Below are 12,583 nucleotides of genomic sequence, written 5' to 3' on the forward strand. Positions count from 1 at the left end.
CGGGAAATCCCGACATTGGCAGGGTTGGCTTGTCGCCAAAAAGAGACACTTAATGATTTGATTTATAATGATTTTGTTTTTAAGTGCAGCGAGTGTTGCTGATTAGCGACAGAATGAACAAAAAACACTCAACTCTTATTTTTACACAATTATTCATATTTCTTATATTTATCATTGTGTTAATAAAGTGTTTTGAATGTTGGCACAGATGCTGCATAATATTAACCAGTGGCTCATTCACCTTCTTATGTCAGCCCCTTCGGGACGTGCTACATAAACTTCGAATGACGCACAACAAGGTGCCTGCCGTCCAACATCTGATATTAGCGAAGCTCATATCAACCTTCGGGCGAAACGTCGAGTTAGGCACCGCCTTATTCCATAACAAAGCCGGGTTAATCCCGGCTTTGTTGTATCTGACGTTCCCCTCAGTTAGCATCGTCTTATTCCCGTCCATTGAGAGTAACGCCTTGAAGCGCTGGTCTGTTTTCCCCCGATCCTTACGTCAGCTGGTGACACTGGCATTTTTGCTGATCCTGCTCCCTTTGCTCGTACTGGCCTGGCAAGCGTGGCAGAGCCTGAACGCCCTGAGCGCGCAGGCGGCGCTGACTAACAGAACCACGCTCATTGATGCCCGACGCAGTGAGGCAATGACCAACGCCGCGCTGGAGATGGAACGTAGCTACCGACAGTATTGTGTGCTGGATGACCCGACGCTGGCAAAGGTTTACCAGAGCCAGCGTAAACGTTATAGCGACATGCTGGATGCGCATGCGGGCGTGTTGCCGGACAACAAGCTCTACCAGGCGTTGCGGCAGGATCTCAACGATCTCGCCCAATTGCAGTGTAATAACAGTGGTCCTGACAGCCAGGCGGCAGCCCGCCTGGAAGCCTTCGCTAATGCGAATACCGACATGGTGCAGGCCACACGTACCGTGGTCTTTTCGCGTGGTCAGCAGTTACAACAAGAAATTGCCGAACGAGGTCAGTTCTTTGGCTGGCAGGCGCTGGTGCTGTTTCTCGTTAGTCTGGCGATGGTGCTGCTGTTTACCCGAATGATCATCGGTCCGGTAAAGGGCATCGAGCGGATGATTAACCGTCTGGGGGAAGGGCGCTCGCTGGGTGATAGCGTATTATTTACCGGGCCCCGGGAGCTGCGGTCCGTGGGGCAGCGCATTATCTGGTTGAGTGAACGTCTCTCCTGGCTTGAGTCGCAACGGCATCAGTTTTTACGCCATCTTTCCCATGAGCTGAAAACACCGCTGGCGAGCATGCGCGAAGGTACCGAATTGTTAGCCGATCAGGTCGTTGGCCCGTTAACGCCGGAGCAAAAAGAGGTAGTCGGGATTCTGGATGACAGCAGCCGTAATCTGCAAAAGTTGATTGAGCAATTGCTTGATTACAACCGCAAGCTGGCGGATGACGAGGTTGAGCTTGAAACTGTAGAAATCGCACCGCTGGTGGAAAGCGTGGTTTCAGCACATAGCCTGCCTGCTCGCGCCAAAATGATCCATACTGATGTTGCGCTGGCGGCGAACGCTTGTCTGGCCGAACCCATGCTGTTAATGAGCGTGCTGGACAATCTTTATTCCAATGCGGTGCACTACGGCGCTGAATCCGGTAACATTTGGATCCGCAGCAGTTTGCATGGCTCAACGGTATATATTGATGTCATAAATACCGGCACACCGATTCCAGAAGCAGAACAGGCGATGATCTTCGAGCCTTTTTTCCAGGGCAGCCATCAGCGAAAAGGGGCAGTCAAAGGAAGCGGGTTGGGGCTGAGCATAGCCAGAGACTGCATCCGCCGTATGCGGGGAAAACTGTATCTGGTTGATGAGCATGCGCAAAGCGTTTGTTTCCGCATAGAACTGCCGCTATCTGCATCGAAAAACCACTAAAATGAACCTAAGTCTGGTGAGTATGCCACACGTTGTTGCCCGAATGCTTAAACGAGATTTTATTCGCCGCGTCTTACTCGCAAGTCTGCCATGCCTGGCGCTGGTCGGCTGCGTTCCAAATGCGGTGAATCACATTATCGGCGATCCTTCGCAGGAGAAAATCCCGCCGCATCAACTCGCTGATTACCTTGCCACCGAATGTACGGATATCTGGTCGCTAACGGGTCAGTCCACGGATACCAACCCGTTGTATTGGCTGCGGGCGATGGATTGCGCCGATCGCATGATGCCAGTGCAGGCGCGCAGTGAAGCCAGTAGCCAACTTACGGATACCTGGCAGGGCGCTTTTAAGCGTGGGATCCTGCTCGATAACGCCCGTATTACCCCGCCTGAACGGCGGGAGGTCGTTACGCGTCTCGACGCGTTAAGTCCACAAATTCCGACTCAGGTTCGACCGCTTTATCAGGCCTGGTTCCGTAACCAAATGTTGCAGTTACAGCTTGCCGAAGAACGCATGCGTTACAGTAAGCTCCAGCAGTCGTCAGATAGCGATCTCGATACGCTGCGTCAGCAGCAACAGCATTTGCAGAGTCAGCTCGATCTCACCACCCGTAAGCTGGAAAATCTGACCGATATTGAACGACAACTGTCCACCCGTAAACCTGCTGGCAGCTATAATCCCGATGCGTTGCACGGTACTGATAAACTCACGACGCCCGATGATGGGGAGGCCATGCCATGATAAGCCGCAAGCCCGCGCATCTGCTGCTCGTCGATGACGATCCGGGACTGTTGAAATTGCTCGGTATGCGACTGACCAGCGAAGGTTACAGCGTCGTAACCGCAGAAAGTGGGCAGGAAGGATTACGGGTACTGAATCGTGAAAAAGTGGATCTGGTCATTAGCGACCTGCGCATGGATGAAATGGACGGCATGCAGCTGTTCACTGAAATCCAGAAAGTGCAGCCGGGGATGCCGGTCATTATCCTGACAGCGCACGGCTCCATTCCTGATGCTGTCGCGGCAACGCAGCAGGGTGTTTTCAGCTTTCTCACCAAGCCGGTCGATAAAGATGCGCTCTACAAAGCGATTGACGGTGCGCTGGAACAGTCCGCGCCTGCTACCGATGACAGCTGGCGTGAATCAATTGTTACCCGTAGCCCGTTAATGTTGCGTTTGTTAGAACAGGCGCGGATGGTCGCGCAATCGGATGTTAGTGTCTTGATCAACGGCCAAAGCGGAACCGGGAAAGAGGTGTTTGCCCAGGCGATTCACAACGCCAGCCCGCGCAGCCACAAGCCCTTTATTGCCATTAACTGTGGCGCGTTGCCGGAACAACTGTTGGAGTCTGAACTGTTTGGTCATGCGCGCGGCGCTTTTACCGGCGCGGTGAGTAATCGTGAAGGGCTGTTTCAGGCTGCGGAAGGCGGCACGCTTTTTCTCGATGAGATTGGCGATATGCCTGCACCGTTACAGGTGAAACTGCTGCGCGTATTGCAGGAACGAAAAGTCAGACCGCTGGGAAGTAACCGCGATATCGACATTGATGTGCGGATCGTTTCTGCGACCCACCGCGATTTACCCAAAGCGATGGCTCGGGGCGAATTTCGCGAGGATTTGTACTATCGCCTCAACGTGGTGAGTCTGAAGATCCCAGCGCTGGCCGAGCGTACGGAAGATATTCCGCTGCTGGCGAACCATCTGCTGCGCCAGTCTGCTGAACGGCACAAACCGTTCGTACGCGCCTTTTCAACCGATGCCATGAAGCGGTTAATGACCGCCAGCTGGCCGGGCAACGTGCGTCAGTTGGTCAACGTAATTGAGCAGTGCGTGGCGTTGACCTCTTCGCCAGTGATCAGCGACGCGCTGGTGGAGCAGGCGCTGGAAGGGGAAAACACCGCGCTGCCGACATTTGTTGAGGCGCGTAACCAGTTTGAGCTCAACTATCTGCGTAAGCTGCTGCAAATCACCAGGGGCAATGTGACTCATGCGGCAAGAATGGCGGGGCGCAACCGCACCGAATTCTATAAGTTGCTTTCTCGACACGAGCTGGATGCAAACGATTTCAAAGAATAAATCTGCGGATTATGTTAGTTTTATTCGATCAAAAGACAGGCGACCTTTTCAAGGAATAGCATGAAAAAGATTGATGCGATTATTAAACCCTTCAAGCTGGACGACGTCCGCGAAGCGCTGGCAGAAGTCGGTATCACCGGGATGACGGTAACGGAAGTGAAAGGCTTTGGCCGTCAGAAAGGCCATACCGAGCTGTACCGTGGCGCGGAATATATGGTGGATTTTCTGCCGAAGGTGAAAATTGAAATTGTGGTTACCGACGACATCGTCGATACCTGCGTCGACACCATTATTCGTACTGCCCAGACCGGCAAAATCGGCGACGGTAAGATTTTTGTCTTTGATGTCGCGCGCGTTATTCGTATTCGTACTGGTGAAGAAGACGACGCGGCAATCTAAGCCGCGCCTTGCTTGCCGGATGGCGGTGTAAACACCTTATCCGACCTACAATATCTCGTAGGCCTGATAAGCGCAGCGCCATCAGGCATAACGTAATTACAGAACTTTATGCGGGCCAAAGCATTCGTAATGAATGTTCTCGTTTTTCACGCCCAGGCCGACCAGCTGCTTTGCGGCAAACTGCATAAAGCCAACCGGACCGCACAGATAAAACTGCATCGCCGGATCGCTGATTGCGCTTTCCAGTTTGTTCAAATCCATCAGACCTACGCTATCAAACGCGCCTTTCGCGCGATCGGCTTCGGTTGGCTCACGATACCAGGTGTGTGCACTAAAGCGTGGCAGCGTTTTGCCGAGTTCATTTACTTCATCAACGAAGGCATGGACATCACCGTTTTCAGCCGCATGGAACCAGTTAACCTGCGCCGTATGCTTCGCTTTCGCCAACGTGTCCAGCATCGCCAGCATTGGGGTCTGACCTACGCCTGCGGAGATCAGAGACACAGGGGTATCGGTCGCGACGTCCATAAAGAAATCGCCCGCAGGTGCGGCTAAGTGAACAACGTCGCCAACATTTGCATGGTTGTGCAGCCAGGTGGAAACCTGACCACCGTCTTCACGCTTAACGGCAATCCGATAGCCTTTGCCATCAGGTTTACGGGTCAGTGAGTACTGACGAATTTCCTGATGCGGGAAACCTTCCGGCTTCAGCCAGACGCCCAGGTATTGCCCCGGATGATATTCAGCTACTGCGCCACCGTCGACAGGCTCAAACTCAAAGCTGGTAATCAGTGTACTTCGCGGCGTTTTTGCCACGATGCGGAAAGGACGGGTACCTTCCCAGCCGCCATTTTTATTGGCATTTTCGCTATAGATTTGTGCTTCACGGTTGATGAAAACGTTCGCCAGTACGCCATACGCTTTACCCCACGCATCCAGGACTTCTTGGCCTGGGCTGAACATTTCGTCCAGCGTTGCCAGCAAATGACCACCCACGATGTTGTACTGCTCTGGTTTAATCTGGAAGCTGGTATGCTTTTGCGCGATTTTCTCAACCGCTGGCAACAGCGCCGGCAGGTTTTCGATATTGCTGGCATACGCGGCAATCGCGTTAAACAGCGCCTCGCGCTGATCGCCATTACGCTGGTTACTCATGTTGAAAATTTCTTTCAGCTCTGGGTTATGCGTAAACATGCGATCGTAGAAATGGGCGGTCAGCTTCGGACCTGTTTCAACCAGCAGGGGAATGGTGGCTTTCACTGTAGCGATGGTTTGTGCGTCAAGCATACGGTCTTCCTTTATCTGAGACTTTAATGATGTATGTCAAATACATCTTATAAAAAATACCCCTGCATTGTAAATGGTTCTTTGTAACTTTGCGTTGTAAAGGTTACATCGTGAAAAATCTGCATCACAAACCTGAAAAGAAATCCGTTGAAATTCAGCAGACCTTTGTTCTCCAAAGCCTTGCGTGCCGTGAAGGTAATCGTTTGCGTAAAATCCTTTGTCAAGACCTGTTATCGAAGAATGATTCGGTTATACTGTTGGCCGAAGTCCAACGGGACTGCCTTTTTAGGCCGAAATTCTATTGTTAGCTGAGTCAGGAGATGCGGATGTTAAAGCGTGAAATGAACATTGCCGATTATGATGCCGAACTGTGGCAGGCTATGGAGCAGGAAAAAGTACGTCAGGAAGAGCACATCGAACTGATCGCCTCCGAAAACTACACCAGCCCGCGTGTTATGCAGGCGCAGGGTTCTCAGCTGACCAACAAATATGCTGAAGGTTATCCGGGCAAGCGCTACTACGGCGGTTGCGAGTACGTTGATATCGTTGAGCAACTGGCTATCGATCGTGCCAAAGAGCTGTTTGGCGCTGACTACGCTAACGTACAGCCGCACTCTGGTTCTCAGGCTAACTTCGCTGTTTACACCGCTCTGCTGCAACCGGGCGATACCGTTCTGGGTATGAACCTGGCACAAGGCGGCCACCTGACTCACGGCTCCCCGGTTAACTTCTCCGGCAAACTGTACAACATCATCCCTTACGGTATTGATGAGTCCGGCAAAATTGACTACGAAGACATGGCGAAGCAGGCCAAAGAGCACAAACCGAAGATGATCATCGGTGGCTTCTCTGCTTACTCCGGCGTTGTTGACTGGGCAAAAATGCGTGAAATCGCTGACAGCATCGGTGCATACCTGTTCGTCGATATGGCGCACGTTGCGGGGCTGATTGCCGCAGGCGTTTATCCGAACCCGGTTCCACACGCACACGTTGTGACCACCACCACCCACAAAACTCTGGCGGGTCCGCGCGGCGGCCTGATCCTGGCGAAAGGCGGTGACGAAGAGCTGTACAAAAAACTGAACTCTGCGGTGTTCCCAAGCGCGCAGGGCGGCCCGCTGATGCACGTGATCGCGGCGAAAGCTGTAGCGCTGAAAGAAGCGATGGAGCCTGAGTTCAAGGTTTACCAGCAGCAGGTTGCTAAAAACGCCAAAGCGATGGTGGAAGTGTTCCTGAACCGTGGCTACAAAGTGGTTTCTGGCGGGACTGAAAACCACCTGTTCCTGCTGGATCTGGTTGATAAAAACCTGACCGGTAAAGAAGCTGATGCCGCGCTGGGCCGTGCTAACATCACCGTTAACAAAAACAGCGTACCGAACGATCCGAAGAGCCCGTTTGTGACTTCCGGTATCCGTATCGGTTCTCCGGCAATCACTCGCCGTGGCTTCAAAGAAGCGGAAGCGAAAGAGCTGGCTGGCTGGATGTGTGATGTGCTGGACAACATCAATGACGAAGCCGTAATCGAGCGCGTCAAAGGTAAAGTTCTGGATATCTGCGCACGCTTCCCGGTTTACGCGTAAGCCATACTGATTGCCGGATGACGGTGTAAACACCTTATCCGGCCTACAGGTAACTCACATGTAGGCCGGATAAACGAAGTGCCATCCGGCAGTTATATCGACTTAAGCAAGATTGTTTCATCGACTAAAGCCGCCATGGATGGCTTTTTCTTTGCCTGAATCCATTTTCTCAGTAAACGTATTTCTCGGCCCTGATTCAACGTTACTGCGCCGACAATCACGCCATCCTGCAGGTTAAACCATATCGCTTTCTGCGCATCAGCATCGCCGCGTACAAGCCAGCTATCTCCCTGCATTTCGCCAATAAACTGCAAATTATCCTGGTATTGGTCAGTCCAGAACCAGCCTGGTGTCTTCTCCGGCAACGGCGAATTAAGCATTGCGGCAGCGGCAATTTGTGCCTGGATATTGGCATTTTCCCAGCTTTCTACACGCGCCAACGAACCGTCGGGCTGATGCGTCAGCGCAACGTCACCGGCGGCGAAAATGTCCGGGTCGGCGGTGGTGCAGGCGCTATCAACGATAATACCGTTAGCCGTCTCCAGACCAGCGTCGTGGGCCAGCGTATCATTCGCCACGATACCGATGCCGTAAACCATCGCATCGGCCAGCAGCGTCTCGCCGTTTTGCAGCGTCAGCGAGAGATACTCTCCCGCTTCGGCATGCTCAATAGCGCTGTTGAGTAACACCCGCACGCCCGCACGTTGGTGGCGGGCAAGCAGGTAGTCGCGCACCGGAGCAGGCGCATTGCGGCCCATCACCGTTGGCGCCTGCTCCACTACGGTTACCCGGCAGCCGCGCTGGGTCGCGCTGGCCGCCAGTTCCAGACCAATGGTGCCCGCCCCGACTATCACAATCGATTTACCGGGGAGTAAAGCGTCTCGCAGACGAGTCGCGTCGTCAACGTGGCGCAGGGTAAAGCAGCGATCGCCCAGTTTATCCAGCAGCGGAAGAGGACGGGCCGCGGCACCGGTGGCAATCAATAGCTGATCCCACGGATAAACCTGGCCGTCAGCCAGCACCAACTGATGCGTTTGGCGGCCGAGCGTCTGGATAGTCACGTTCAGATGCAGATGAACATTTTTTTCCTGCCACCAGGTCGTGTTTAGCACCGGCTGTAGCTGCGGGGCGTCGTCCAGCAGCATGGCTTTGGACAATGGCGGGCGTTCGTACGGCTGATGCGGCTCATTGGAGAACAGATGTATCTCGCCGTCAAACCCTTGCTGGCGCAGTGCTACCGCCGCCATCGCTGCGGCCTGTCCACCGCCGACGATAGCAATAATTTTGTTGTGCATAACGCCTCCTCAGAGATCCAGACCAGCGGCGACGTGGCGAATACCGCGAATACCCAGCCCGGCATCGGCATTGATCATCACGCCGCTTAAGGTGCGGTTGTTGCGACGCGACGCCAGCATCACGTATGGCCCGGTAAAGTCGGCTGGGTCGGGGAAGAACTGTAGTGGCAAAATAGCGGCGATTTTTTCCGGCGTCAGTGACTGCATAATTGAGGTATCGCTTTGCCCCAGCGCCTGTGGGCCGCGCAGATCGGTGGCCATACCGCACGGACCGACACCGTTCACCCGCACTTTAGGCGCCAGCTCGTAGGCCAACTGGCGAATCAGCCCGGTAGCAGCGTGCTTACTGGCGGTGTACAGCGGCCCGCCGCCGCCGGGATACCAGGCCGCGTTTGACAGGGTAAATATAATGCTGCCTTCGCTGGCGATAAGTGCGGGGGCACAGGCTTTCGCCCCCAGCAGATAACCCAGTACGTTGACGTTAAACAGCTCATGAAAGCCGCTCTCCAGTGCGTCTGCAGGCGTATTGACCAGCGAGGCGTTGTGATCCCATATACCCGCATTACCGATAAAACAGTCCAGCGTACCGTAATTCATCAGGATTTGATCCACCGCGCGCTGATAGTCGGTGTAGCAGGTGACGTTGCCTTCGATTGCCAGTACATGTTCGCCAAAGCGCTGACGCAGACTGGTGACTTTACCTGGCGACAGTTCCAGCGTGGCGACCCGCGCACCTTCTTCGATGAAACGCTCGACCAGCGCCAGGCCAAGGCCGGAGCCGCCGCCAGTGATAAAGACCACGTTATCGCGTAAATCGCTCATCTGGCGTCCTCCGGAATATCAACAAACACATCGCTACCGTCCACATATACTGCGTAGGTGGTTAGCGGATCGGTGGCGGGTAAACACAACGCCTTGCCGGTTTTCAGGCAGAAGCTGGCGGCATGCAGTGGGCATTCCACCGTAGCGTCTTCTTCCAGATAGCCTTCCGACATCGAGGCGTTACCGTGGCTACAGCGATCGTTAATGGCATAGAACTCGCCGCCAACGTTGAACAGCGCGATGACAGGCGAGGTATCAAGCCGGAGCGCTTCACCCTCCGGCAAATCCCCTACAGGGCAGGCATAAACACGACTCATCAGAACAGTACACTCAGGTTATGGGAGGTGATCACCGCTTGATCCAGTACGATCTCACGCTCCAGTAGACGCCACTCATCGCCCGGCAAGCGGCGCACTTTGTCTACGCGCATGCCGACGTAAAAGGTTTCATCGCGCTCTTTTTGCGCGCGGTACAGCAGATAATTAAGGCGCACGGCAAAGACGTCGGGAACCCCGGTTTCACTGACCTGACAGTTGCTGATCAGGTGCCGGGTACGCGACGGCGGTTCTTCCGCCCAGGCCATGCCGGTTTCCAGCCGCGCGATACGACGTTCGAGCTGGTCTTTGTTGTCGTTGAAAATCCAGGTGGTCGGCGGCTGCACGCCTTTGCGACGGTCGCGCGTCTGGGCATTGACCGTCGTACGCATGGTATAGCGAATGTCTTCATCCAGCTGTGCCAGCCAGTCACGAAACTTCCAGTCATCCAACAGGCTGGCTTCATGGTAGAGAAACTGCGTAATGCGGTGGTGTAGTTCCAGGGAAACTAAAGTGCTCATTTCATCACCTCCTGCTGGTAGGCGGCGGTTTTCTCGTGCACTTCCTGCCAGCTTTCGCTGCTGAGCAAATCAGCCCAGCGTTGGTACATGCCACGCGCGGCGGTTTCCGAAAAGATGTAGTTGGTGATCCCCGGAATGCCGTCTTCACGACGTTTCTCCTGGCCAAGCCCCATTTCCAGACACAATTTCGTGTTGCGAGCGCGATGACCTTTCAGCAGTTTTTGAATTTCACACCAGTTTTCCGAGTCGTCCTGCTCCAGGAATCCGGCGGGGCCAAAAGCCCGCGTGGCGCTGTTTTCAAACGCGGCTTTCACTTCATCAGAGGCGGCTTTATCGGTAATACAGAACGCCCACACCTCAACCTGATCCGGCCCACGCGGATGCCAGACCCTTAAGGTGGCAGTACCGTTGAGCCAGGAAAGCGTTGGGAAAATGTTGTTGTGACCGGCCAGACGCAGGGCGCGAACTTTACCCAGACGCTGCTCGGCTTCCGCGTAGGTGTCGCGGTAGTAGCTGGAGACCTCACCGTCGACCCAGACGTTGGCATCGGGATTTTCAGTAAAGAAAAATCCGCTGCCGTGCCCATCCTGACCGAACTGTAGTGCGTCTTTGGCGGTTTCCCACACCGGGCGGGCGGTCTGACCATCGCCGAGGCGCTTATCGCTACCGTCGTCTTTCGCCCCCAGCACCTGCACGGCCGAGGCATGGCTGAACAGCGCGTGATACTGGTCGCTGGCAAACTGTTCGGCGGGGAATTTCCAGTTACAATCGATGGTCCACTTTTGGACGCCACCGACAATTTCGGTGCCGCCTTCACGGCGGTCGAGCACGCCGTCGAGATACCAGGCAATGTCGCCGAGATAATCGCGAAGCGTTGGTGCGGTGGTGTCCCAGTTGCCGAAAATCAGTCCCTTGTAGCTCTCTACGCCAGGCACTTCATTCAGTCCCCAATGCGATTTGCATAAACCTTGCGGATAAGCGCGCGGCTCCAGCGGCACGTCGATCAGCTCGCCGTTAATGCCGTACGACCAGCCGTGATACGGGCAGGTGAAGGCGCGGGTATTGCCGCAGTCGGCGTAGCTGACGCGCATCGCGCGGTGGCGACACTGGTTGAGAAACGCTTTGATACTGCCGTCTTTCTGGCGAACCACCACCACCGCATCCTCGCCCATGTAGGTGTTAAAAAAATCACCGGGTTTGGGGATTTGACTTTCGTGGGCGAGAAATAGCCAGCAGCGTCCGAAGATGCGTTCCAGCTCCAGTTGGTAAATTTCAGGGTCGGTATAAATTCGAGGGGTTACGCGACCGTTATGCGTGTCGATCAGTTGGTAGATGTCTAAATTTGAGGGTGTGGTCATATTTTTTAATCCTGAAAGCTAAGATGTATTGACCTTCTTTTTTTGTACCTTAAGGATGTTGCTGGTTAGTTATCAATCTGTGAAATAGTAAATTTCTACCAGTTGAGACATTTTTTCGATAACAAGGAGAAGGGCATGGAACTGAGGCACTTACGCTATTTCGTAGCGGTGGCGCAGGCGCTGAATTTCACCCGAGCGGCAGAAAAGCTGCATACCTCTCAGCCGTCGTTAAGTAGCCAGATCCGCGATCTGGAAACTTGCGTGGGCGTTCCGTTGCTGGTGCGGGATAAACGAAAAGTTGCGCTGACGGCGGCCGGTGAGTGCTTTTTACAAGATGCGCTGGCGATCCTCGAACAGGCGGAAAACGCCAAAGTTCGTGCCCGTAGAATGGTGCAGGAAGATAATCATTTCTCCATTGGCTTTGTCCCTTCCGCAGAGGTCAATCTGTTGCCGAAGGTGCTGCCTTTGTTTCGTTTGAAGCAACCGGATACGCACATTGAACTGGTGAGTCTGATCACCACCGAGCAGGAAGAGAAGATCCTCAGCGGAGAGCTGGACGTTGGCTTAATGCGCCATCCGGTGTACAGCCCGGATCTGGACTATCTGGAGCTAATTCATGAGCCGTTGGTAGTGGTGTTACCGGTGAATCATCCGTTAGCTAATGAGCAGGCAATCTCCGCAGAACAACTACACGGCGTGAATTTTGTCAGTACCGATCCGGCCTATTCCGGCGCGTTAGCGATGATCGTCAAAAACTGGTTTCAGCAGCAGAAAAGCCAGCCTAACATTGTGCAAGTGGCAACCAACATCCTGGTGACCATGAACCTGGTCGGCATGGGGTTGGGGGTGACTTTGATACCCGGTTATATGAATAATTTTAATACCGGACAGGTGGTTTTTCGGCCAATTATTGGTGATGTCCCGACCATCGCGTTGCTGATGGCGTGGAAAAAAGGGTCGCTCAAACCGGCACTGACCGATTTTATCGCCACGGTTCATGAACGTTTGGCCGTGAGTCTGACGGTGTAAT

12 protein-coding genes are annotated in these 12,583 nt (G+C 54.0%); 6 read left to right on the plus strand and 6 right to left on the minus strand.

Annotated features, from left to right (window positions below):
• The first annotated feature begins 470 nt into the window (after nt 1-470).
• The 4 genes from qseE to glnB are packed head-to-tail and all read left to right on the plus strand — an operon-like array spanning nt 471 to nt 4,376.
• Nucleotides 471-1,901, plus strand: a complete 1,431-nt coding sequence (qseE, locus tag HV041_RS02890) for a two component system sensor histidine kinase QseE/GlrK (protein WP_115602391.1) — start codon at nt 471-473, stop codon at nt 1,899-1,901.
• Between the two features lie 22 nt (nt 1,902-1,923).
• Entirely contained in the window at nt 1,924-2,643 is a 720-nt protein-coding gene (qseG, locus tag HV041_RS02895) for a two-component system QseEF-associated lipoprotein QseG (RefSeq protein WP_061068356.1), read from the plus strand.
• On the plus strand, nt 2,643-3,977 hold the full coding sequence (gene glrR, locus HV041_RS02900; RefSeq protein WP_316275413.1) for a two-component system response regulator GlrR: 1,335 nt from the start codon (nt 2,643-2,645) through the stop codon (nt 3,975-3,977). The genes qseG and glrR overlap by 1 nt, the downstream gene beginning before the upstream one ends.
• Before the next feature lie 60 nt (nt 3,978-4,037).
• On the plus strand, nt 4,038-4,376 hold the full coding sequence (gene glnB / locus HV041_RS02905; RefSeq protein WP_002914032.1) for a nitrogen regulatory protein P-II: 339 nt from the start codon (nt 4,038-4,040) through the stop codon (nt 4,374-4,376).
• 96 nt (nt 4,377-4,472) lie between these two features.
• Here the strand turns inward: glnB and hmpA are convergent, their stop codons facing one another.
• A complete protein-coding gene (hmpA, locus tag HV041_RS02910) occupies nt 4,473-5,663 on the minus strand; it encodes an NO-inducible flavohemoprotein (protein WP_121584925.1) in 1,191 nt (396 codons plus the stop codon).
• Between the two features lie 326 nt (nt 5,664-5,989).
• Between hmpA and glyA the strand changes: the two genes are divergently transcribed.
• Nucleotides 5,990-7,243 carry a serine hydroxymethyltransferase gene (gene glyA, locus HV041_RS02915; RefSeq protein ID WP_003037627.1) on the plus strand — a complete coding sequence of 418 codons (1,254 nt, stop codon included), beginning with the start codon at nt 5,990-5,992 and terminating at the stop codon, nt 7,241-7,243.
• A 92-nt stretch (nt 7,244-7,335) separates the two neighbouring features.
• On the opposite strand, the gene hcaD is transcribed toward glyA, so the two are convergent.
• Genes hcaD through hcaE form a run of 5 tightly spaced genes read right to left on the minus strand, consistent with a single transcriptional unit; the run spans nt 7,336 to nt 11,553 of the window.
• Nucleotides 7,336-8,538: a phenylpropionate dioxygenase ferredoxin reductase subunit gene (hcaD, locus tag HV041_RS02920; protein ID WP_121584924.1), complete on the minus strand. Its 1,203-nt coding sequence runs from the start codon at nt 8,536-8,538 to the stop codon at nt 7,336-7,338.
• 9 nt (nt 8,539-8,547) lie between these two features.
• The gene (gene hcaB / locus HV041_RS02925; RefSeq protein WP_121584923.1) at nt 8,548-9,360 is read right to left on the minus strand and encodes a 3-phenylpropionate-dihydrodiol/cinnamic acid-dihydrodiol dehydrogenase; all 813 of its coding nucleotides are present in this window, start codon (nt 9,358-9,360) and stop codon (nt 8,548-8,550) included.
• The gene (hcaC, locus tag HV041_RS02930; protein WP_048240594.1) at nt 9,357-9,677 is read right to left on the minus strand and encodes a 3-phenylpropionate/cinnamic acid dioxygenase ferredoxin subunit; all 321 of its coding nucleotides are present in this window, start codon (nt 9,675-9,677) and stop codon (nt 9,357-9,359) included. The genes hcaB and hcaC overlap by 4 nt, the downstream gene beginning before the upstream one ends.
• Nucleotides 9,677-10,195 (minus strand): 3-phenylpropionate/cinnamic acid dioxygenase subunit beta, encoded by a 519-nt coding sequence (gene hcaF, locus HV041_RS02935; RefSeq protein ID WP_121584922.1) that lies wholly within the window; start codon nt 10,193-10,195, stop codon nt 9,677-9,679. The genes hcaC and hcaF overlap by 1 nt, the downstream gene beginning before the upstream one ends.
• The gene (gene hcaE / locus HV041_RS02940; protein ID WP_121584921.1) at nt 10,192-11,553 is read right to left on the minus strand and encodes a 3-phenylpropionate/cinnamic acid dioxygenase subunit alpha; all 1,362 of its coding nucleotides are present in this window, start codon (nt 11,551-11,553) and stop codon (nt 10,192-10,194) included. Before hcaE ends, hcaF begins: the two co-directional genes overlap by 4 nt.
• Nucleotides 11,554-11,688: 135 nt before the next feature.
• Between hcaE and hcaR the strand changes: the two genes are divergently transcribed.
• Nucleotides 11,689-12,582: a DNA-binding transcriptional regulator HcaR gene (hcaR, locus tag HV041_RS02945; RefSeq protein WP_121584920.1), complete on the plus strand. Its 894-nt coding sequence runs from the start codon at nt 11,689-11,691 to the stop codon at nt 12,580-12,582.
• Nucleotide 12,583 lies beyond the last annotated feature (1 nt).

It is taken from the genome of Citrobacter sp. RHBSTW-00029 (assembly GCF_014104295.1).
GTDB lineage: Bacteria > Pseudomonadota > Gammaproteobacteria > Enterobacterales > Enterobacteriaceae > Citrobacter > Citrobacter youngae.

Excerpts from the sequence above, each read along its gene's own strand:
- hcaR (WP_121584920.1), top strand. The coding sequence starts at position 11,689 with ATGGAACTGAGGCACTTACGCTATTTCGTAGCGGTGGCGCAGGCGCTG.
- hcaE (WP_121584921.1), bottom strand. The coding sequence starts at position 11,553 with ATGACCACACCCTCAAATTTAGACATCTACCAACTGATCGACACGCAT.
- hcaF (WP_121584922.1), bottom strand. The coding sequence starts at position 10,195 with ATGAGCACTTTAGTTTCCCTGGAACTACACCACCGCATTACGCAGTTT.
- hmpA (WP_121584925.1), bottom strand. The coding sequence starts at position 5,663 with ATGCTTGACGCACAAACCATCGCTACAGTGAAAGCCACCATTCCCCTG.
- glnB (WP_002914032.1), top strand. The coding sequence starts at position 4,038 with ATGAAAAAGATTGATGCGATTATTAAACCCTTCAAGCTGGACGACGTC.
- hcaC (WP_048240594.1), bottom strand. The coding sequence starts at position 9,677 with ATGAGTCGTGTTTATGCCTGCCCTGTAGGGGATTTGCCGGAGGGTGAA.
- glyA (WP_003037627.1), top strand. The coding sequence starts at position 5,990 with ATGTTAAAGCGTGAAATGAACATTGCCGATTATGATGCCGAACTGTGG.
- qseG (WP_061068356.1), top strand. The coding sequence starts at position 1,924 with ATGCCACACGTTGTTGCCCGAATGCTTAAACGAGATTTTATTCGCCGC.
- hcaB (WP_121584923.1), bottom strand. The coding sequence starts at position 9,360 with ATGAGCGATTTACGCGATAACGTGGTCTTTATCACTGGCGGCGGCTCC.
- hcaD (WP_121584924.1), bottom strand. The coding sequence starts at position 8,538 with ATGCACAACAAAATTATTGCTATCGTCGGCGGTGGACAGGCCGCAGCG.